18 protein-coding genes are annotated in these 18,834 nt (G+C 69.8%); 7 read left to right on the top strand and 11 right to left on the bottom strand.

Translation table 11 applies throughout. The features are described from left to right. Nucleotides 1–98: 98 nt before the first annotated feature. Nucleotides 99–1,112 (top strand): zinc-dependent alcohol dehydrogenase family protein, encoded by a 1,014-nt coding sequence (locus ACWEPL_RS14070; RefSeq protein WP_452436349.1) that lies wholly within the window; start codon nt 99–101, stop codon nt 1,110–1,112. Between the two features lie 9 nt (nt 1,113–1,121). On the opposite strand, the gene ACWEPL_RS14065 is transcribed toward ACWEPL_RS14070, so the two are convergent. Beyond that, nucleotides 1,122–1,586 (bottom strand): pyridoxamine 5'-phosphate oxidase family protein, encoded by a 465-nt coding sequence (locus tag ACWEPL_RS14065; RefSeq protein WP_452436348.1) that lies wholly within the window; start codon nt 1,584–1,586, stop codon nt 1,122–1,124. Then, nucleotides 1,583–2,980 carry an MFS transporter gene (locus ACWEPL_RS14060; RefSeq protein WP_452436347.1) on the bottom strand — a complete coding sequence of 466 codons (1,398 nt, stop codon included), beginning with the start codon at nt 2,978–2,980 and terminating at the stop codon, nt 1,583–1,585. Before ACWEPL_RS14060 ends, ACWEPL_RS14065 begins: the two co-directional genes overlap by 4 nt. A 61-nt stretch (nt 2,981–3,041) precedes the next feature. Here ACWEPL_RS14060 and ACWEPL_RS14055 point away from each other — a divergent pair, with 61 nt between their 5' ends. Continuing rightward, nucleotides 3,042–3,494, top strand: coding sequence for a winged helix-turn-helix transcriptional regulator (locus ACWEPL_RS14055; protein ID WP_452436346.1), 453 nt, complete (start codon nt 3,042–3,044; stop codon nt 3,492–3,494). 13 nt (nt 3,495–3,507) lie between these two features. On the opposite strand, the gene ACWEPL_RS14050 is transcribed toward ACWEPL_RS14055, so the two are convergent. Next, entirely contained in the window at nt 3,508–4,002 is a 495-nt protein-coding gene (locus ACWEPL_RS14050) for a MarR family winged helix-turn-helix transcriptional regulator (protein ID WP_452436345.1), read from the bottom strand. A gap of 78 nt (nt 4,003–4,080) precedes the next feature. Between ACWEPL_RS14050 and ACWEPL_RS14045 the strand changes: the two genes are divergently transcribed. Beyond that, nucleotides 4,081–4,908 carry an aldo/keto reductase gene (locus ACWEPL_RS14045; RefSeq protein ID WP_363982821.1) on the top strand — a complete coding sequence of 276 codons (828 nt, stop codon included), beginning with the start codon at nt 4,081–4,083 and terminating at the stop codon, nt 4,906–4,908. Between the two features lie 3 nt (nt 4,909–4,911). Here the strand turns inward: ACWEPL_RS14045 and ACWEPL_RS14040 are convergent, their stop codons facing one another. Further along, on the bottom strand, nt 4,912–5,325 hold the full coding sequence (locus tag ACWEPL_RS14040) for an Lrp/AsnC family transcriptional regulator (RefSeq protein ID WP_452436344.1): 414 nt from the start codon (nt 5,323–5,325) through the stop codon (nt 4,912–4,914). Nucleotides 5,326–5,348: 23 nt separating this feature from the next. Between ACWEPL_RS14040 and ACWEPL_RS14035 the strand changes: the two genes are divergently transcribed. Next, nucleotides 5,349–6,032 carry an AzlC family ABC transporter permease gene (locus ACWEPL_RS14035; protein WP_452436433.1) on the top strand — a complete coding sequence of 228 codons (684 nt, stop codon included), beginning with the start codon at nt 5,349–5,351 and terminating at the stop codon, nt 6,030–6,032. Further along, a complete protein-coding gene (locus tag ACWEPL_RS14030; protein ID WP_363982830.1) occupies nt 6,025–6,351 on the top strand; it encodes a branched-chain amino acid transporter permease in 327 nt (108 codons plus the stop codon). The genes ACWEPL_RS14035 and ACWEPL_RS14030 overlap by 8 nt, the downstream gene beginning before the upstream one ends. 30 nt (nt 6,352–6,381) lie before the next feature. On the opposite strand, the gene ACWEPL_RS14025 is transcribed toward ACWEPL_RS14030, so the two are convergent. The 4 genes from ACWEPL_RS14025 to ACWEPL_RS14010 form a co-directional block, all read right to left on the bottom strand. Then, a complete protein-coding gene (locus ACWEPL_RS14025) occupies nt 6,382–6,993 on the bottom strand; it encodes a TetR/AcrR family transcriptional regulator (RefSeq protein WP_452436343.1) in 612 nt (203 codons plus the stop codon). Beyond that, a complete protein-coding gene (locus ACWEPL_RS14020; protein ID WP_452436342.1) occupies nt 6,990–7,421 on the bottom strand; it encodes a hypothetical protein in 432 nt (143 codons plus the stop codon). Before ACWEPL_RS14020 ends, ACWEPL_RS14025 begins: the two co-directional genes overlap by 4 nt. Before the next feature lie 141 nt (nt 7,422–7,562). After that, the gene (locus tag ACWEPL_RS14015) at nt 7,563–7,727 is read right to left on the bottom strand and encodes a hypothetical protein (RefSeq protein ID WP_355212684.1); all 165 of its coding nucleotides are present in this window, start codon (nt 7,725–7,727) and stop codon (nt 7,563–7,565) included. A 173-nt stretch (nt 7,728–7,900) separates the two neighbouring features. Then, complete coding sequence (locus ACWEPL_RS14010; protein WP_363982840.1) at nt 7,901–9,409, bottom strand: AMP-binding protein; 1,509 nt, start codon at nt 9,407–9,409, stop codon at nt 7,901–7,903. Between the two features lie 1,455 nt (nt 9,410–10,864). On the opposite strand from ACWEPL_RS14010, the gene ACWEPL_RS14005 reads away from it, so the two are divergent. Next, a complete protein-coding gene (locus tag ACWEPL_RS14005) occupies nt 10,865–13,708 on the top strand; it encodes an AAA family ATPase (protein ID WP_363982843.1) in 2,844 nt (947 codons plus the stop codon). 9 nt (nt 13,709–13,717) lie between these two features. Here the strand turns inward: ACWEPL_RS14005 and ACWEPL_RS14000 are convergent, their stop codons facing one another. After that, nucleotides 13,718–14,557, bottom strand: coding sequence for a class I SAM-dependent methyltransferase (locus ACWEPL_RS14000; protein WP_363982846.1), 840 nt, complete (start codon nt 14,555–14,557; stop codon nt 13,718–13,720). A 227-nt stretch (nt 14,558–14,784) separates the two neighbouring features. Then, a complete protein-coding gene (locus ACWEPL_RS13995; protein WP_355212678.1) occupies nt 14,785–16,305 on the bottom strand; it encodes an MFS transporter in 1,521 nt (506 codons plus the stop codon). Between the two features lie 289 nt (nt 16,306–16,594). Between ACWEPL_RS13995 and ACWEPL_RS13990 the strand changes: the two genes are divergently transcribed. Next, nucleotides 16,595–17,500: a TetR/AcrR family transcriptional regulator gene (locus ACWEPL_RS13990; RefSeq protein ID WP_363982851.1), complete on the top strand. Its 906-nt coding sequence runs from the start codon at nt 16,595–16,597 to the stop codon at nt 17,498–17,500. 34 nt (nt 17,501–17,534) lie between these two features. On the opposite strand, the gene ACWEPL_RS13985 is transcribed toward ACWEPL_RS13990, so the two are convergent. Continuing rightward, nucleotides 17,535–18,834 (bottom strand): thioesterase domain-containing protein (locus ACWEPL_RS13985; protein ID WP_452436341.1); only part of this gene is annotated, 1,300 nt, incomplete at its 5' end.

Here is an 18,834-nt window from a genome sequence, read left to right as displayed (position 1 = left end):
TCGCCGTGCGGGCCCGCGATTCCCCCCAGGGAATTGCCGGCTGCCACAGCCGCCCCGCACGATCGTGCCCACTCATGCGGAACCGGAAAGGACATCAGATGAAGAGCTACCGCCTCGTACCCGGACGCGGCCTCGACGGGCTGACGCTGCACGACCGCGACGAGCCCGAACCGGGGCGCGGGCAGGTCGTGGTCAGGATCCGCGCGAACTCCCTCGGGTTCCGCGACCTGCGCGTGCTGTCCGGAGACTATCCCCTGCCGGTCACCCCCGGCGTGGTGCCCGGCTGCGAGGGAGTTGGAGAGGTCGTGGCGGTCGGCGCGGACGTCACCCGGGTCAGGCCGGGTGACCGGGTGGCGGCCACCGTCTTCCCGCGCTGGCTGGACGGCCCGTTCCGGCGCGAGGACGCCGCCCAGCTCGGCACCATGATCGACGGTGTGCTGACCGAGTACGCGCTGCTGAGCGAGGACGGCGTCGTGCCCATCCCCGATCACCTGTCGTACGAGGAGGCCGCGGCGCTGCCGCTGGCGGCGGTGACCGCGTGGAACTCCCTGACCTCCGGCGGCGCCCCGCACGCCGGCACGACCGTGCTGACGCTCGGGTCGGGCGCCGTGTCGCTGTTCGTGCTGCTCTTCGCCAAGCTGGCCGGAGCCAGAGTGATCGTGACCACGTCCGGCCCCGCCAAGGCCGAGCGGCTGAAGGCGCTCGGAGCCGACGAGGTGATCAACTACCGGGAGAACCCGGCCTGGTGGAAGGAGGTGCACGCGCTGACCGACGGCCGGGGAGCCGATCGCGTCGTCGACGCGACGGGGCCGCTGGAGCAGTCGCTGCGGTCCGTCTCGGCCGGCGGCGAGGTCGCCTTCGTCGGCTACTGGCTCTCCGGCGCCGAAGGAGCCGCCCCCATCGACCCCGCCACCCTGTTCATGGCCGGTTCGGTACTGCGCCGGATCGCCACCGGCAGCCGGGCCCACTTCCTCGAGCTGAACCGGGCCGTCGAGGCGCACCGGCTGCGCCCGGTGATCGACCGGGTGTTCCCGTTCGAGCAGGTGCCCGACGCCTTCGCCTACTGCGGGTCAGGCGGCGGCTTCGGCAAGGTGATCGTCAGCCACGCCTGACCCGCCCGCTCAGCCGGCCGTCCAGATGCGGCTGCGCAGATCCATGCCGCGGATGACCTGGACCCGGAAGGGGTCGAGGCGCAGGACGTGCAGCTTGGGGTCGGCCGGCGAGCGCCAGAAGGCGCCCAGGTCGTACCCGGCGCCCCGGGGGCTGGTGGCGCGGTAGAGGTCCCACACGCGCCGCCGCACGTCCAGGTCGTCCACCCACGCGGCCACGGCGTCGACGGCGACCGAGTTGTTGCCGGGCTTCCAGTACGAGAACGAGGTGTGCGGGTTGCCGGCCAGGTGGGCCGCCTTGACCGGGGTCCGGTAGGTGGCGAGCCAGCCCAGCGGCCGCCCGTCCACGTTCTCCCAGATGGGGATGAGCACCCGGGTGTGCGGGCGGTTGCGGGCGTCCACGGTGACCATGGTGGCGTACACGGTGGCGCCGACGATGGCGTTGAACTCGGCCTCGATCTCCGCGAAGGACGTCATCGCGCGGCTCCCTTCCGCAGGCCGAAAGCGCTGACCACGACGGCCAGGGCGGCGGCGGCGATCGGCACGGCGAGCGCGGTGCGGTAGGCGCCGAGCAGGTCCCCCGCGTCCGCCACGGCCACGATCACCGTGGTGCTGGCCGCCAGCCCGAGCGCCGCGCCGAACTGGAAGGAGGTGTAGAGCAGCCCGCCGGCCAGGCCCTGCTCGCTCTCGTCCACGCCGTCGGTGGCGACGATGGTGAGCGGACCGTACGCGAGGGCGAACGCCACCCCCAGGATGATCATGGTGGGGAACATCGCGAGATAGACGGTGTCCATGCCGATGGGCAGGAACAACACGTACGAGAGCACGGCGAACAGCAGCCCGGCCAGGATGACCCTCGCGTTGCCGAACCGGTTGACCAGGCGCGGGGTCAGGGTCGGGGCGAGGACGGCGTCCGCGCCGACCGCGAGCATGGCCAGGCTGGTCTGCAGCGAGGTCCAGCCGCGCACCTCCTGGAGATACAGGACCGCGATGAACTGGAAGCCGAAGAAGGCCCCGGAGAACAGCAGCCCCGCGAGGTTGGCGCGGACGAGCGGCGCGGAGCGGAAGATGCCCAGGCGCACCAGCGGCGCGGCGGAGCGGCGTTCGATCACGAGGAAGAGCGCGACCAGGGCCAGCCCGGTGACCAGCGCGCCGGCGGTCCACCCGGCGCCCACGTGGGCGGCGCGCTCGACGCCGAGCACCAGCAGCATGATGGCGGCGGTGATGGTCACCGCGCCCGCCACGTCCAGCCTGCGCTCCTGGGAACGTTCCATGGGACTGGCCGGGATCAGCGGCACCGCCAGGACCAGGATGATCAGGGCCAGCACCGCCGGCGCGAACAGCACCCAGCGCCAGTCCACGGCGGCGAGCAGGCCGCCGAGCACCAGCCCGAGGGAGAAACCGCCGGCGGCGGTGCCCGAGTACACCAGGAGCGCCTGGTTGCGCCGCGGCCCCTCCTCGAAACTCGTGGTGATGATGGACAACCCGGCGGGGGTCATGACCGCGGCGGCGACGCCCGCCACGAAACGGGCGGCGATGAGTACCCAGCCCTCACTGGCCAGCCCGCCCAGGGCGGAGACGACGAGGAAGACCGCCAGCCAGATCAGGAACATCCGGCGGCGGCCGAACAGGTCGGCCGCCCGGCCGCCGACCAGCATGAACCCGCCGTAGCCCAGGACGTAGGCGCTGATCACCCACTGCAGCTCACCCGTGGACAGGCCGAGGTCGGCCCGGATGGCGGGCAGGGCCACGTTGAGCATCGCGACGTTGATCCCCTCGAGGAAGATCGCGCCGCACAGGACGAACAGCATCCCCCAGGCTTTGGGGGTCATGCGCAACGACGGCGAAGAAGAGTGCGTGGTTGTGGACACGGGAACGACTCCTATGGTTCTTTTTCGTAACAAAGGAATCTTGCGTGACCATGGGGAAGCAATGGAAGACGGCACTTCAAAGGCACTCGGTTACTGCACGGGAACCATGGACGACGAGGTCATCCAGTGGGACACCCGGGCCGACTGCGACGTGCGGAAGATCCTCGACCGCGTCGCGGACAAGTGGTCGCTGCTGGTCATCGCCCTGCTCGACCGCCGTACGATGCGCTTCTCCGAGCTGCGCCGCGCCATCGACGGGGTCAGCCAGCGCATGCTCACCGTGACGCTGCGCCAGCTGGAGCGCGACGGGCTCGTGACCCGCACCGTCTATCCGGTGGTGCCGCCGCGGGTGGAGTACGAGCTGACCGCGCTCGGCATCTCGCTGCACGAGGTGATCAAGTCGCTGGTCGTCTGGACCGAGGAGCACCAGCGGGAGATCTCCGACGCCCGCACCGCGTACGACGACCGGACCGCCGAGGAGGAGCGCCTGCTCCAAGCCCCCGCAGCGCGCTGATCCCCGCGCTGATTTACGCCTCGGGGCCGAAGATCCCGGGATACGCCCCGCCCGGCTCGGGGTCGAGCCCCTTCCACAGCGCCCGCAGGATGCCGTGCAGCTGGGTCACCTGCTCGCCGGTGAGCGGGTCGAACAGGCGCCTGCGCACCTCCTCCACGTGCGCGGGCGCCGCCTGCGCGAGTGCGGCGAAGCCGTCGTCGGTCAGCTCGGCCATGGTCACCCGCCGGTTGCCGGGGTGCGGCGACCGCCGCACCCAGCCGCGCTCCTCCAGCCGTGCCACCGCGTGGGACAGGCGGCTGAGCGAGGAGTAGACCTGCGCGGCCAGGTCGGTCATCGACATGCGCCGCTCGGGGACCTCCGAGAGCGTCGCCAGGATCATGTAGTACGTGTACGGCATCCCGGCGTCGTGCTGCAACTGCCGGTCGAGGGCGTCGCCGAGCAACCGGGTCGTCCACAGATACGCCCGCCAGGTCCCCTGCTCGTCGTCGTCGAGCCACCGTGTCTCCACGCCGCCCATCCTAGCTTGAACTCTCAACCTTTGAGGTGTAGCGTCCACACTTGAACGCTCAAGCTTTAGGGAGAAATCATGAAAATTGGTGACTTGGAAGTGGGCAGCATCGGTTTCGGCGCCATGCGGCTGTCGGCCGACGGCACGATCTGGGAGGCGCCCGCCGACCGGCAGGGCCCCCTGGCCGTCCTGCGCCGCGCGGTCGAGCTCGGCGTACGGCACATCGACACCTCCGACGCCTACGCGCTGGGCGCGAACGAGGAGCTCATCGCCGAAGCCCTCCACCCCTACGCCGACGACGTCGTGATCGCCACCAAGGGCGGCGTGACCCGGCCGAGCGTCGAGGAGTGGATCCCGCTGGGACGCCCCGAGTACCTGCGCCAGCAGGCCGAGCTGAGCCTGCGCCGCCTGCGCCGCGACGTGATCGACCTGTACTACCTGCACCGCGTCGACCCCCAGGTCCCGCTCGCCGACCAGGTCGGCGCCCTGGCACAACTGCGGGAGGAGGGCAAGATCCGCCACATCGGCCTGTCTGAGGTGACGGTGGACCAGCTGGAGGAGGCACGCGGGATCGCCCCCGTCGCCGCCGTCCAGAACCTCTACAACCTCACCGACCGCACCCACGAGAAGGTCGTGGACCACGCCGGCGAGCACGGGATCGCGTTCGTCCCGTTCTTCCCGATCGCCGTCGGCGACCACGCCAAGGCCGGCGGCCCCGTGGCCACCGTGGCGGCCGAGATCGGGGCGACTCCCGCCCAGACCGCCCTGGCCTGGCTGCTGCGCCGCTCGCCGGCCATGTTCCCCATCCCCGGCACGACCTCCGTGGCACATCTGGAGGAGAACGTCGCGGCGGCGGGTCTCACGCTGACCGACGAGCAGTTCGCCCGGCTGGACCAGGTGTCGTAGGGCCTAGGGGGCCGGTTTGACGTTCTTCATCGTGAAGTGCGAGGTGACGTTCCTGATCCGCGGGATGGTCATGACGTACGTGCTGAGGAAGGTCTCGTAGGCGGCCAGGTCGGCGACGGCCACGCGGACGAAGTAGTCGGGGCTGCCGAACAGCCGCCGCAGCTCGATGACCTCCGGGGCCCGCGCCAGGGTCTGCTCGAAGCGCTCGACGGTCTCCGCGTCCTGGGCGTCGAGGGTGAGGTCGAGCAGGACCTCGAACGACCGGCCCACGGCGGCGGGATCGATGACCGCCCGGTAACCGCGGATGACGCCCTCGGCCTCCAGCCGCTGGACGCGCCGCAGGCACGGGCCGGGGGTGAGCCCGACCCGCTGGGCCAGCTCCACGTTCGTCAGCCGCCCGTCCCGTTCCAGCTCCACCCCCGACCACCCGGAAGGAGCAGATCATCGCGGGGGTACGCGACTCCTTCTCCGCGGGGCTGGGGATCTTCCCGCTGGGGATCGCCCTCGGCCTGCTGGTCATCCAGGCCGGCCTTTCCTGGTGGCTGGCCCCCGCCCTGTCGTTGGCCGCGTTCGCCGGATCGCTCGAGCTGCTGCTGGTGGGCATGATGGCGAGCGTCACGCCGCTCGCCGCCGTCGCGCTGACCGTCCTGGTGGTCAACTTCCGGCACGTCTTCTACGCCTTCTCCTTCCCGCTCCACCTGGTCAGGAACCGGCTGGCCAAGGCGTACGCCGTCTACGCGATGATCGACGAGGCCTACGCCGTCAACGCCTCGCTGCCCGCGGCGGAGCGCTCGGCGCCGCGGCTGCTGGCGATGCAGCTCGCCTGCCAGACCTACTGGGTCGGGGGCGGCCTGGTCGGCGTGGCCGTCGGCGCGGCTCTGCCCGCGCCGATCAAGGGCCTGGAGTTCGCCCTGTGCGCCCTGTTCACCGTGCTCACCCTGGACGCGTTCCGCTCCCGCCGGGAGATCCCCTCGGTGCTGCTGGCGGGGGCGAGCGTGGCCGTCGCGCTCGCCCTCACCCCGGGGGTCGCCATGTTCACCGCGCTGCTGCTGTTCGTGGCGCTGCTGCTGGTCCGGCACGCGCTCACCGCCCGCCGATCCGCCCCGGAGGCCGCCGATGCCTAGCACCGCCTACCTCGTCGCCGTCCTCGCGATCGTCTTCGCCATCACCCTCGCGCTGCGCGCCGCCCCCTTCGCGGTGCTGCGCACGCTGCGCGGCTCGGCGATCGTGCGGCAACTCTCGGTGTGGATGCCGGTCGGCATCCTCGCCATCCTCGCCGTGACCGCCCTGCACGGCACCATCGCCGCCGAGCCGCGCGCGACGCTGTACGCGCTGCTCGCGGTCGCCGTCACGGCGGGCGTCCATCTCGCGTTCGGCCGCCGGACGATCCTGAGCGTCGGGATCGGCACCGCGGCGTACGTCGTCCTCGTCAACGCCTTCTGAATCAGAGGGCGTTGAGCGCGCCCAAGGTCCTTACTGGGGACGGAGCCGCTGCCCGAAGCCCGTGACGATGGCGTCCAGCCCCGTGGTGAACCACCGTTCGTAGAAGTCGAGTGCGCCGGGGCCGGGCGGAGGAGCGGGGGCGTCGGAGCCGGGCGGCGTGCCCACCTGGGCGAGGGCGTGCCCGAGCACGTAGACGCCGACGGACTGGATGACGATCAGGGACTCGTCCTGCTCGATGCCGGCGGCGGTGAAGCGGTCGAGCACACCCGCCAGCAGCGGCAGGGAGCTTTCGACGTCGACCGGGTAGGTGGCCAGCAGCGGCACGGCGTGCGGGTGGTCGAGCAGCATGCGCCGGTACGCCACGGCGAACCGCGTCACCGCATCCGTCCACGTCGGGCCGGGGTCGAACCCGGCGAGCGCGGTGGCGAACAGGCGATTGACGATCGCGGCCAGAATGGCGTCGCGATTGGGCACATGCCGGTACAGCGACATCGCGGCCACCCCAAGGCGGGCGCCGATGCCCCGCATGGTCACCGCGTCCAGTCCCTCCTCGTCGAGGAGGGCGATGGCCGCGGTGACGATCTGCTCGGTGGCCAGCTGGGGCGGCCGCCCGCCCCGGCCGCGTGGTGGCTTGGTGCTCATGCGGCCAGTGTGACAGCCAGCGTGGTGCCGAGCATGGCCATACTGAGCAGTCCGACGATCATGTGCTGGACGTCGGGGACGACCGCGTGCCCGTCCGCAGGCAGGATCTTGAGGGTGCGGGCGTAGTCGCGCTCGTAGACCTGCCGCTGGGCGGCGGAGCTCAGCCCGAAGTACGGCAGCCACCAATTGGCCAGGTGCCCGGCCAGGATCAGCCCGCATAACGCCGACGCGGCGATCAGCGACCACGGCCGGTGCAGGGCGATGCCGGCGGCGATGAGCAGCGGGAACGGGTAGTTGATCGACGCGGCGAGCAGCCGTGGCCGCAGGTTGCCGGTCTTCAGGTCGTTGAGCGGGAATATCGGCACCCACTCGGTCAGGGCCAGCCAGGCCAGCCAGAGGAGAGGGAGTGCGATGGCGATCGTGGTCATGACGACCTCCCGGGCCGGAGTTTGTGTACCACGCAAGCTTACGTCGTACACAAACTCCGCACAACCCGGGCCGGGGAACGGGATCGCCCCGCGAGGAGCGTCCTCGCGGGGCGACGGATGACCGGTGCGGCGGCGGACCTCCTACCCGTCGTCGTCATCCGGAGGGACCGGGGCGGGCGGGATCGCGGCCGGGGCCTGCGCCACCGTGGCGGCGGCGGCCGTACCGGTCGATGGGGCGGAGAGCGAGACCGAACCGATGAGCGCGGACGCCACCAGGGTGGCGGCGACGAGCAGGCGTTCGAGCATCAGAGATCACTCCGTGAGGTGATGAGCGCCCAGCTGATGCGGGCTGACGGAGCGTCGACATGGGGCTCCCGGGAAGCGCCAGTACGGCGCATGAAGCACTTCTCACGCTAGCGGGAACGGCCCGCGGCGTCTCCCGGCGGGAGGCAAAGCCTTCCCCAGGCCCGAGCCCGCCCTCAGGGTGTCTCCTCGAGGAACCGTACGAGGTCCTTGCGCTCGTTCTTGCCGTTGAGGGTGAGAGGGAAGAAGGGCAGGACGCGGCAGATCGCGGGCACCTTCGCGGCCTCCAGGCGGTGCGCCAGCTCGCGCAGGACGGCGTGGGGGGCGAGGTCGCCCTCGACGATGATCGCGAGATCGTGCCGCTCGCCGGGAGGCACCACCGCGGCGGCCCGGACGCCCGGGATGTCCATCGCGGCGGCCTCGATCTCGATGGTGCTCATGCGGGTGCCCTTGCGCTTGAACATGTCGTCGCGCCGGCCCTCGAAGTAGAGGTAACCGTCCTCGTCGAGGAAACCGTAGTCGCCGGTGTGCAGGCGGGTCTCGCCGGTGGCCGCGTCGCGGCGGTAGACGCGGGCGGTCAGTTCGGGGGCGCGCCAGTATCCCGCCATCACGTTGGGCCCGGCCACCACGATCTCCCCGGTCTCACCGGCGGGCAGCGGCGTGCCGTCGTCGCCGAGGATCAGCACGCGGGTGCCGGGCAGGGGGCGGCCGACCGAGTCGGGGCGTTCCCGCTCCAGCTCCGGTTCCATGATGGTGACCCGTTTGCACTCGGTGACCCCGTACATCCGCACCACCCGGGCACCGGGGAAGCACTCGCGCAGGCCCTCGATGGTCGAGGCCGGCAGCGCGGCGCCGGTGCTGGTGAACATCCGCACGGTGGGCACGGAGCCGGGGGCCCGCCTGCCCAGGGTCGTGAGCATGGCGCCCAGCGAGGGCACCATCGGCACGACGGTCGCGCCGCACTCCTGCAACTGGCTCAGCAGCGCCAGGTCGGACCCTTCACCCGCCAGCACCAGCTCCGCGTGGCCGAGTGCGGACAGGAAGATCTGGTAGAGGCCGTAGTCGAAGGACATCGGCGACCGGCAGAAGACGACGTCCCCAGGACGGTAGCCGAGCACGGCGTTGATGGCCGACGCCGCGAACGTCACCTGCGCGTGCGGGCCCACCACCGCCTTGGGCGCCGCCGTGCTGCCGGAGGTGTACATCAGGACCGCGACGTCCTGCGGCCGGACCTCGGCCGGACCGCCCGGGACGGGGCGTCCGGCGAACGCCTCCACCTCCCTCCAGAGCTCGTCGATCCCATGGACGGGCACGTCGGCGGTCTCCCGCAGCGCCTCGCCGGCCCCGATGACCAGCTTGGGCTCGGAGTCCTCCATGACGGACCGCAGGTGGTACGCCTTCATCCCGGGGTTCAGGGGCACGAAGACGACACCGTGCCGCGACGCGCCGTAGAGGATGGGGACGGTCTCGCGCAGGTTGGGCAACTGCACGATGATCCGGTCGCCGGGTTCGACGCCCGTGGCCGCCAGCCAGGCGGCGAAAGCGCGGCTGAGCTCGACCACCCGCCGATAGCTCCAGCCGCCGCGGGCGTCGCGCACCGCGATCCCGTCCGGATTCATGGCGGCCGCCTCGTCCAGCAGTTCGTGGATGAGCCGCGGCCGCGGAGAATACGCCGTGGAAATCAACCCGTTCAATATGTGCCTCCAGCCCCGAGCCGGGGAAAGGAATTCTCCGGCAGCCGGGACGCATGCGCGTGCAACCGGAAGCCGGCCAGGCCGATTCCGAAGCTACGCTCGGGCCCCGGCGAGCTGACCCCCTATGCCACCCCTATCTAGGGGTCCTGGGGCCGCGTAGGCCCCCAGCGGCGGCGGATCCCGCCGGCCCTCCCGGCCCGCGACCGGGACGGCCAACTCACGCCATAGATGATCTTGGAATTCTGTGCAATGTTCACAACCTCGGGGGCAGGAGGACTGTTCACCTGCGAGGGTTTCCGGAGATTCCAGATGCGACAACGTCGCAAGAGGAGCGGTTGCGGCGGATTACCGCCGTCCTATTTGGTACGTTCCAGAAAACGGCTGCCCGAAAAGAGATGGGCTTCATCGCCCCAGTTGAGCACCGTTGCGGCGGAGAATCATGCGGCCCTCGGTTTACGGCTATTGGCATTCCGGACTACAGTGATCCACGCCTGTCCGGTGCCGTGCCGTCAAGGCGGTCTTTCCTTGACTCGGACCGGCGTACAACATTACCGTGACGGTTTGGCGCCCGTTTGCGATTCGGTCGGGGTGCAAGGTCTGCCGGACGGTGTGTTTTCGCAGCACACCGGCTACGCAAGCCGCTGATACGCATGATGGAGACGTGGCCGCACATGTTACAGGAATTCACGGACGCAGGCGAGAGCGCGAAAGGCGCTGTCGCACTCAATCTTTATCGGAATGTCAGTGAAATCGCGGTGAACCACGGGAAACCCGCCCCCGCGTCGCCGCCCCCGTTTTCCCTGCCGGGCGGCCGCGCCGCCGGATGGCGTTCTGCCACCCGGTCGTAGCGTGGCCGCGGGTCATCGACTTCAAAGGGGGCAGGGAATCCTTTCCGTTCTCACCCATGGCGACCGCCCGCCGGTGGACGCCGTCCAGCTACCGGACCACCGCCCCGGCTCGGCCGCCGGCGGTGGCGGCCTTGTCGTGCGCGCCGTCCGCTTCCCGGAAGCGGCGGACCGCACGCCGGGCGGCGCCCGCCCCGGCGGGGGTCCGGCCGTATCCCGCGACTCGAGCGCGGGCACCACGTCGCGCCTCGGACGTCCGTCACCCGGACCCGGCGGGCGGATCCTGACAGGCTCCGCCCCGGCTTCGAGCTGCGCGAACATCGAGCCGTCCCGGTCCGGGGCCGGCTCACGCGAGGACCTGCGGTCGTGGCTCGGCAGACCGCCGTCACCCGCCGCCACGCCGAAGCACGGCCACCGTGCCGCCTCCGGGCGGCCGGCCACGCCTTCACCGCCCGCGGGCGAGAGGGGCCGGGCGTCTTCCACGCCACGCCGAAAACCTCGGCTCGAACGTGACGAAGTCGGCAACCGAAGATCCCTGGACTGCTCCCGGTCCGCTTCCTGATTGAGCTTCCTCTACGACCAAACAGGTGAAGGAGAGTCGATGCAGTTCGCCGAACGCGAATCAGAAATCACCCTCCTCAATACCATGCTCGCGGAGAGTGAGCATGGTTGGGGAAGAATTGCGATGATAACCGGCCCTCCAGGGTTCGACAAGAGCCGGGTGCTGCACGCCTTCGCCGATTCGGCGGTGCGGTCGGGCGCCACTCATCTGAGCGCCATCTGCCTACGGAACGAGCAGAACATCTCACTGGGCGTCATCCACCAGGTTTCGCAGAGCCTGAGTGCCGCACTGGGTGAGATGCCCCCCGCGTTGAAACTTCTGCAGGAGGCCGTATTCAACGCGGGACCGCGCGGGATCCGGCCGGAAGACCTCAATTGGATCGGCGTCACGCACGGCCTGTGGGAGATCATCACCAACCACGCGCGCAGCGGCGCGGTATTGATAACCATCGAGGACGTGCAATACGCGGACTCGGTTTCTCTGGACATTCTCCTGCATTTCATAAACCGGCTCCATTCCGCGAACGTCTTCATGGTCTTCACGGTGAACGAAGGACCGGACGGGGTGCCGCTCAGAATTCAGAGCGATCTCATGCACCATCCGCAGTGCCGCCGCATCAAGGTGGCGCCGTACTCGTCGGGCACCATTTCCAGGATCGCGCAGGTCCGCCTCGGGACCGAGCCGGACGATCCGCTGGCGGAGGCGATCCACCAGGTCAGCGGCGGAAACGCCCTCCTGGTGCGCTCGCTGATCGAGGACCGGCAGAACGCGGGCGGCGACGGGACCGGCCTGGTGATCGACGACGGCTTCTCCGGATCCGTCCGTACACTGCTGAACCGCATCGGCAGCACCCCCCTACGGGTCCTGCGCGCCGCCGCGGTGCTGGACGCGTCGGCCTCTCCCCCGCTGCTGGCCGAGATGCTGCACATCAAGCAGCCGGCCGTGGTCCGCACCCTGGAATGGCTGGCGGAGATCGGCCTGCTGGGCATGGACGGCTTCCGCCACCCCGCCGCCAGGGAGGCCGTCCTGGACTCCATGGAACCGGACCTCCTCAAAGAGCTTTACGCACGCGCCGCCCAGTTGCTGCACGCGACCGGCGTACAGCCCACCGTGATCGCCGACCACCTCGTCGCCGCCGGCGCCAAGCACGAGCCCTGGGCCCTGGACGTGCTGCGGGAGGCCGCCGACCAGGCGCTGGCCACCGACGAGTACGAGCTCGCCGTGCGGTACCTCCGGTACGCGGCGGACCTGTGCTCCGGGACCGACGAACGGATCCAGGTCACCCTGGCGCTGGCCAAGGCCACCTGGCGGATCAACCCCTCCACCGCCACCATGTACCTCCCGATGCTCGTGCAGGCCGCGCGGGACGGCCGGCTGCCCGCCCGGGACGTGCACTGGCTGCTCACGTGCATGCTCTGGCACGGCCAGTACGACGAGGCCGAGGAGATGTTCGCGCTGCTGGAGCAGGCCGAGCAGGGCGATGGCCAGGAGGCGGGCGGAGCCCACGCGTGGCGCCTGGCGGCCGACCACTGGCTGGCCAGCACCCACCCCCCGGTCCTGCACCGGTTGCGGGGGACGCACAAGCCCTCCCCCTTACGCGAGGGCAGCGAACGGCACCCGGCCCATTCGTACGCGCGGACGATCTCCGCGCTCGCCGCCAACCTGCGCGACGGCGAGACCGAGGCGGCCCTGAGGACGGCGGAGAAGGTCCTGCACTCCGTCCAGCTCGAAGGCTGCAACATCGAGCTGGTCGAGGCGGCCCTGTTCTGCTTCGTCTATTCGGACCGCACCCACGAGGCGGCCTCCCTCGTCGAGAACCTGTACGCGGTGGCGGAGCGGCGCAACTCGCCCACGTGGCTGAGCGTGCTCGCGGCCTTCCGCGCGCACATCGCCGAGCACAAGGGAGAGATGCTGGAGGCCGTCGAATGGGGCGAGCTCTCCCTGCGCACCCTGCCCCCCAGGAGCCTGGGCGTGCTCGCGGCGCTCCCGCTGGCCAGCCTCATCGAGGCCCACACCGAGATGGGCGAGTATCAGAAGGCCGAACAGTACCTCCGTCATCCCCTGCCTGAAACCGTTTACCAGACCCGGTACGGGCTGCACTACCTCTTCGCGCGGGGCCACTACAGAACGTCGGTCGGCCAGGCGCACGCGGGCCTCAGCGACTTCCTGAAGTGCGGCACGCTGATGCGGTCCTGGGAGGTCGACACGCCGCTGCTCGTCCCGTGGCGCCTCGGGGCGGCCGGGGTCTCGGTCGTGCTGAAGAACAACGCCCGCGCCCGGAAGTTCCTCGAGCTGCACCACGCCACGCCGCACGGCCACAGTCCCCGGATCCGGGGGTTCGCGCTGATGGTGCTGGCCTCCGCCGAGGAGGTCGGACGCCGGCCGCCGCTGCTGCGCAAGGCCGTCGACATGCTCCAGGACTCCGGCCACAAGATGGAGCTGGCGCACGCGCTGGCACGCCTCAGCCACTCCCTGGCCGCCCTGGGCGAGACGGACAAGGCCCGGCTCATCGGCCAGCAGGCGGACCGGGTCGGCCAGCGTTGCCATGCCGAGCCCCTGCGCAGGTCGGTGGCGAACGCCTTCGACAGCGAATTCGGCGCGATGGCCGCCGGGAACGACCAGAACGCCCTGAGCCCCGCCGAATATCGGGTCGCCTCGATGGCGGCGCTCGGCTACACGAACCGGGAGATCGCGACGAGAGCTCATATCACCATCAGTACGGTGGAGCAGCACCTCACGCGCATATATCGCAAACTCGGGGTGAACGGCCGGAACGACCTTCCGCGTCTGTTCTCGTCGAAAGAGCTCGGTTCGTCTAACGGAAACGTGCTCGTCGCGGAGAATTCCCGGCACCTTCCCGGCTCGGCGTCCGTGCCCGGGTGACGGCCGGTTTCATTCATCTAGCGGGATTTCCCATTCGGGTACGTCCCGTTTGCGGACGACGACGATGGCCCAGCCGACCTCCCCCCGGTCGATGGCGGACTGCACTTCTTCGCATGACGCGGCGAAGGCGAGCATCTTGTCCCGGGCCTCGGCGTCGGCCATCTGTTCGGCCCGCGCCCGGGCCGCCTCCGCGTTTCCCTCGAACGTCCGCCTGAGGAAGCCGGTCACATTGACCACCGAACTGATTTCGAAGCCGGCCTCCTCCAGCGCGGAATGGTATTCGAGAAGCGTGTAGCCGTCGTTCCATCCGAACTTGTCGTAGACCTCGGTCCGGGTGCGCTCGCTGATCCTCGTCCGCGGCCGGTAGAAATCACTGAAGGCGAAGATGCCGCCGCTGCGCAGCACGCGGCGGATCTCCGCATAGCTGCGCGGCATGTCCGGCGCCTTGTGCAGCGCGCCGTGGCTGACGACGTGACTGAAAGTGCCGGGCTCGTACGGAAGTCCCAGCACCGAGGCCCGCCGGAAGCCGACGTCCAGCCGTTGCCGCTGGTTGGTGCACAGATCCTGGGCGAACCTGACGTACTCCTCGCTCTCGAAGATCCCCTCGCCTCGGCAGCCGAACCACTGGGCCAGGTAGACCAGCAGGCATTCGCAGTCGTCGCCCACCTCGAGCACCGTGCTCGAACCGTCGATCCCCGCCTCGGCGGCGAGAAACGCGGCGGTCTGCTCGACGGTCGTCCGATAGTCGTCCCGGCTGTTCTCCCGGAAATCGTCGGTCGGGTAGTCGGCCGCATGTGCCACGCCATAGCCCGTCAAATTCAAAAAGGTATGACTGCTCTGGTCGTACATGTCTCCGACTTCCCTCCGACAATAAGGGTGGCCCGCGGTCGCGGCACCGCACCGGTGCCTGCCGACGCGAACGCACCGAGGATCAATCGCGTTCGTCTCGCGAAGACTCTTGCCTATACCTCGAAGAGTGCCCGGATTCTCTCATGTACTCAATGGTGCTATCCCCCCTTTTCTGGTCCGGTCTTCCGTACATCGGCCCCACCCATTTACGCCGTGCCCCGGACGCATCACGAAGGATTTTGCGCCTCGCGCAACTTGATGAACGCGAGAATCCCCATTACTAGCATGATGACCGCGCCGGCGAAAGCGGCGATCTGCATTCCGTCTACATAGGCGTCGCGGGCCACGGAGGCCAGGGCCTCGCCCACCGCCCGAGGGAGCTCGGCGGCGACCGACAGCGCGCCACCGAGGGTCTCGTGCGCCACCGCGGCGGCGTCGGGCGGGACGCCGGGCGGCAGCTGCGCGGCGAGGGTGCTGCGGTAGACGGCCACCCCGATGCTGCCGAGGATGGCGGCTCCGAGCGCCTGCCCGAACTCGGTGGAGGACTCGAACAGCCCCGAGGCGGATCCCGCCTTCTCGGGCGGCGCCGTGGCGACCACCATGGTGGAGGCCAGTGCCTGCACCGATCCGATCCCCCAGCCCAGCAGGAACAGCCCACTGAACAGCAGCGGCAGGTTGACGTCCGTGCTCAGCTGGGAGATCAGCAGGAAGCCGATCGCCCCGAAGACCATGCCGGAGCCCATGATGGTGCCGGGCCGGAACCATTTGGTGAGCGCCGCCCCGAGCACCGAGCCGGCCGCCGAGCTGACGGCTGTCGGCACGGTCATCAGCCCGGCCACGATCGGCCGCATCCCGAGCACCGACATCAGGTATTGCGTGATGAAATAGAACGTCCCGACGAGGGCGAACACCGCGAGGGTGGCGGTGATCAGGGACACGGTGAACGCGTGCCGGCGGAAGAGCGCCAGGTCCAGCATGGGGTCGGGCAGCTTGCGCTGCCTCTGCAGGAACAGGGTCAGGAACAGCAGCCCGATCACGGCGCTGATCCACATCGTCACGGAGAAGTTCTGCTCGGCGACCATCTTCACCGCGTAGACGATCGGCAGGGCGGCGAGCAGCACGAGGACCGCGCTGAGAATGTCGAACTTCCCGGGGTTGGGGTCGCGGTATTCCGGCAGGAGCGGGCCGAGCGCGAGTAACAGGATCATGATCGGCACGCTGATCAGGAAGACCGCTCCCCACCAGAAGCTCTCCAGCAGCCACCCGCCGACGATCGGCCCGGCCACGCTGCCGAGGGTGAAGATCGCGGCCCAGATGGCGATGGCCATGTGGAGCTGGCGGCCGTCGGTGAACAGCACCCGGATGAGGGCGAGGGTCGGCGGCATCAGCGTCGCCGCCGCGGCCCCCTGCAGGCCACGCGCCACAATGAGCAGCTCGGCACTGGGCGCGTACGCCGCGATGGCCGACGTGAGGCCGAACACCACCGCGCCCACCAGGAGCAGCCGCCGGCGGCCGATCCGGTCACCCAGATTGCCCATCGGAATGAGCAGCCCGGCCAGCAGGAAGGCGTAGATGTCGACGATCCACAGCTGCTGTGTGCCGCTCGGTTCCAGCTCGGCGGTCAGTGACGGGAGCGCGAAGAACAGCACCGTCACCGTGATGGAGATGAGCAGTACGGGCAGCATGAGGATCGCCAGGCCGGTCCACTCCCGCCACCCCGCTTTGGCGCCTCTTTCGGCGATATCCATTCCCACCCCTCTCATACTGTGTACGTAACATTTACAGTACACCATATGTCAGCTTGCCAAAGGGCCTTGTCAAGTAAACATTGACTGCCACGGCATGCTGGTGCTCCATGTCATGGCTGTTCACGATTACCTCCTGACTGGCGCACATTCTTGAAGGATATTTTCGTCACAATCACTCCACCTCTTTTTTCGTCACATCAGTCGCGTGATATAATTTCATCACAATGGAAGATCGTGATGAAATCAGGCGACCATGCTGACGTGTGTCCAGTGCGGGAAAGAGCTCACGGTGCCTCCCCGCGGGCGCAAGCCCCGCTACTGCTCGCGCTCGTGCCAGGCCCGCGCCTACCGGGCCCGCCTCGACGCGCGGACCGGCCAGGGAGCCTGGCGGGAGAAGAAGGACGAGCGGCCTTCGCCACCCCGTCCCGCACGGCCCGTCACCGGCGGGCGCGCCGATTCCCAGCGGACCGACGCCGGCCTGTCCCGCGAGCGGATCGTGTGGACCGCCATCCGGATCGCCAACGCCGAGGGCCTGGAGAGCATGTCGATGCGGCACGTCGCGAACGTGCTCGGCGTCAAGGTGATGTCGCTGTACAACTACATCGACGGGAAGGACGCGCTGATCGACCTCATGGTCGAGGCGGTGTTCAGCGAGAGCGGAGACACCGAGCCCCACACCTTCCGAGGCTGGCGGGCCGAACTGGAGGCCGCGGCGCGGTGGGAGTGGGCGCTGTACTCGACGTACCCGTGGGTCCTCGAGGTCATCGCGACGGTCCAGCCGCCGCTCGTCCCCAGCCTGCTCGCCCGCTTCGAACGCGGCCTGGGCGCGTTCGACGGCCTCGGCCTGGACCCCGTCATGACCCATCGGATCTATCTGGGCGTGAGCGGCATCGCACAGGGGCTCGCCCTGCTGCGGGTGAGCGAGATCGCGTCCGAACGGCGCGGCGGCGGGATCTCGCTCAGCCAGTGGCGATCGGTGAAGGTGCCCGCGATCCTCGAGGAACTGGGCGCCGACCGCTATCCGCGGCAGGCCGCGCTGCGCAACAGCCCGGAGGTCCTCACGGACCTGGAGGAGATCTTCGAGTTCAGCCTCCAGCGCCTGCTGGACGGCATCGCCCGGTTCCTGGAGGGGGAGTCGCCCGCTCCCCCTCACCGGTGGCCCCGCTCTGGTCAGCCCTCGGCCGAGGATCACTGACGGCGCTCCCCTCGGCATGTGCGTGGTTCGCCGCTCACGCGCCGTTCGAACGCCCGCCGGACGGCTTCAGCCATTCCTCGACGGCCTTCGCGATGGACCCCGCCTCGCCCTCCAGCATCGTGAGGTGGTCGCCGCGGACCTCGCACAGGTCGTGCTTCAGGTGCCAGGAAGCCCGCCAGTTGCCTTCCCTGGACCGCTCGCCGTCGAGCCCGGAGGGCAGGGGGGTGTCCGGTCTGAGGAAGAGCACGGGGGTTTCGATGTCCTCCACCACCGTCTCCCTGAAGAGCCGGTAGTAGCGCCCCATGGCCGTCATCCTCGTGTCGCTGAAGGGCCCGTACACCTCCGCCCGGTCGAACATCCCCTCCAGCATCTGACCGCCGAGCTCGTCGATGACGTCGCTGTCCGGCAGGAACGTGTCCAGCAGGACGAGGCCGTCCGGGCGCACCCCGTTCCGCTCCAGGTACGAGACGGCCGCGTGCGCGAAGTTGCCGCCGCCGCAGTAGCCCATCACCACGAACGGGTCGTCGCCGGCCGCCTCCCGGATGGATTCCGCCCACATGCGCACCACGACGTCCGCGTTGTCCGGAAGGCTGTCGTCCGGGGCGTATCCGGGCACCTGGAGCGCGTACAGGTCGCGTACTCCCTGGAAGTGCACGGCCAGCCGGGCGAACTGGGCCGCGCCGCCCAGCGCCATCGGCGTGCTGAAGCAGAACAGCTTCGGCCGCGCCGGCCCCGAGGCCAGGGCCAGCGGCGGATACGCGCGGTCCAGCTCGTCCAGCGTCCGGAACACCGGCCGCAGCCGCGCCGCGGCCTCCAGCAGGTCCAGCCCCTCCTGCAGCTTCCCGGCGGGAGCCGCGGCGCGCACCAGCGAGCTGAGCGATCCGCCCCCGTCCGGCTCCGCCGGACCGGAGTCCCAGCCGGCGCCGTTGTCGATCGCGATCTCCTCCGCGAGATGCCGGGCCAGCGCCGCGGCGGTGCCGTAGTCGAAGACCGCCGTCGCCGGCATCCGCACGCCGGTCGCCTTGTTCAGTACGTTGCGCAGCTCCATCGCGGTCAGCGAGTCGAAGCCCGCTTCGAGGAAGTTCTGCTCCGCCCGGATCGCCTCCGGCTCGCTGTAGCCGATCACCTTCGCCGCGCACTCGCGCACCATCAGGGTCAGCTCCTCGACCTGCTCCGCCGGCGACAGCCCGGCCAGCCGCCGCTGCACCACCGACCCATCGGCCACGGCCTGCCCGGCGTGGGCGGTGCGGCGGGCGGGGGCCCGGACGAGCCCGCGCAGGATGGGCGGGACGCCGTCGTGGCGGTTGCTGAGGGTGTGGGTGTTGATGGGGAGG

The sequence above is a fragment of the Nonomuraea sp. NPDC004186 genome (assembly GCF_053603495.1).
Note: the sequence above shows the minus strand (reverse complement) of the source record. Positions and strands in the feature narration are given on the sequence as shown.

Excerpts from the sequence above, each read along its gene's own strand:
- ACWEPL_RS14070 (WP_452436349.1), top strand. The coding sequence starts at position 99 with ATGAAGAGCTACCGCCTCGTACCCGGACGCGGCCTCGACGGGCTGACG.
- ACWEPL_RS14065 (WP_452436348.1), bottom strand. The coding sequence starts at position 1,586 with ATGACGTCCTTCGCGGAGATCGAGGCCGAGTTCAACGCCATCGTCGGC.
- ACWEPL_RS14055 (WP_452436346.1), top strand. The coding sequence starts at position 3,042 with ATGGAAGACGGCACTTCAAAGGCACTCGGTTACTGCACGGGAACCATG.
- ACWEPL_RS14045 (WP_363982821.1), top strand. The coding sequence starts at position 4,081 with ATGAAAATTGGTGACTTGGAAGTGGGCAGCATCGGTTTCGGCGCCATG.
- ACWEPL_RS14030 (WP_363982830.1), top strand. The coding sequence starts at position 6,025 with ATGCCTAGCACCGCCTACCTCGTCGCCGTCCTCGCGATCGTCTTCGCC.
- ACWEPL_RS14025 (WP_452436343.1), bottom strand. The coding sequence starts at position 6,993 with ATGAGCACCAAGCCACCACGCGGCCGGGGCGGGCGGCCGCCCCAGCTG.
- ACWEPL_RS14020 (WP_452436342.1), bottom strand. The coding sequence starts at position 7,421 with ATGACCACGATCGCCATCGCACTCCCTCTCCTCTGGCTGGCCTGGCTG.
- ACWEPL_RS14015 (WP_355212684.1), bottom strand. The coding sequence starts at position 7,727 with ATGCTCGAACGCCTGCTCGTCGCCGCCACCCTGGTGGCGTCCGCGCTC.
- ACWEPL_RS14005 (WP_363982843.1), top strand. The coding sequence starts at position 10,865 with ATGCAGTTCGCCGAACGCGAATCAGAAATCACCCTCCTCAATACCATG.
- ACWEPL_RS14000 (WP_363982846.1), bottom strand. The coding sequence starts at position 14,557 with ATGTACGACCAGAGCAGTCATACCTTTTTGAATTTGACGGGCTATGGC.
- ACWEPL_RS13995 (WP_355212678.1), bottom strand. The coding sequence starts at position 16,305 with ATGGATATCGCCGAAAGAGGCGCCAAAGCGGGGTGGCGGGAGTGGACC.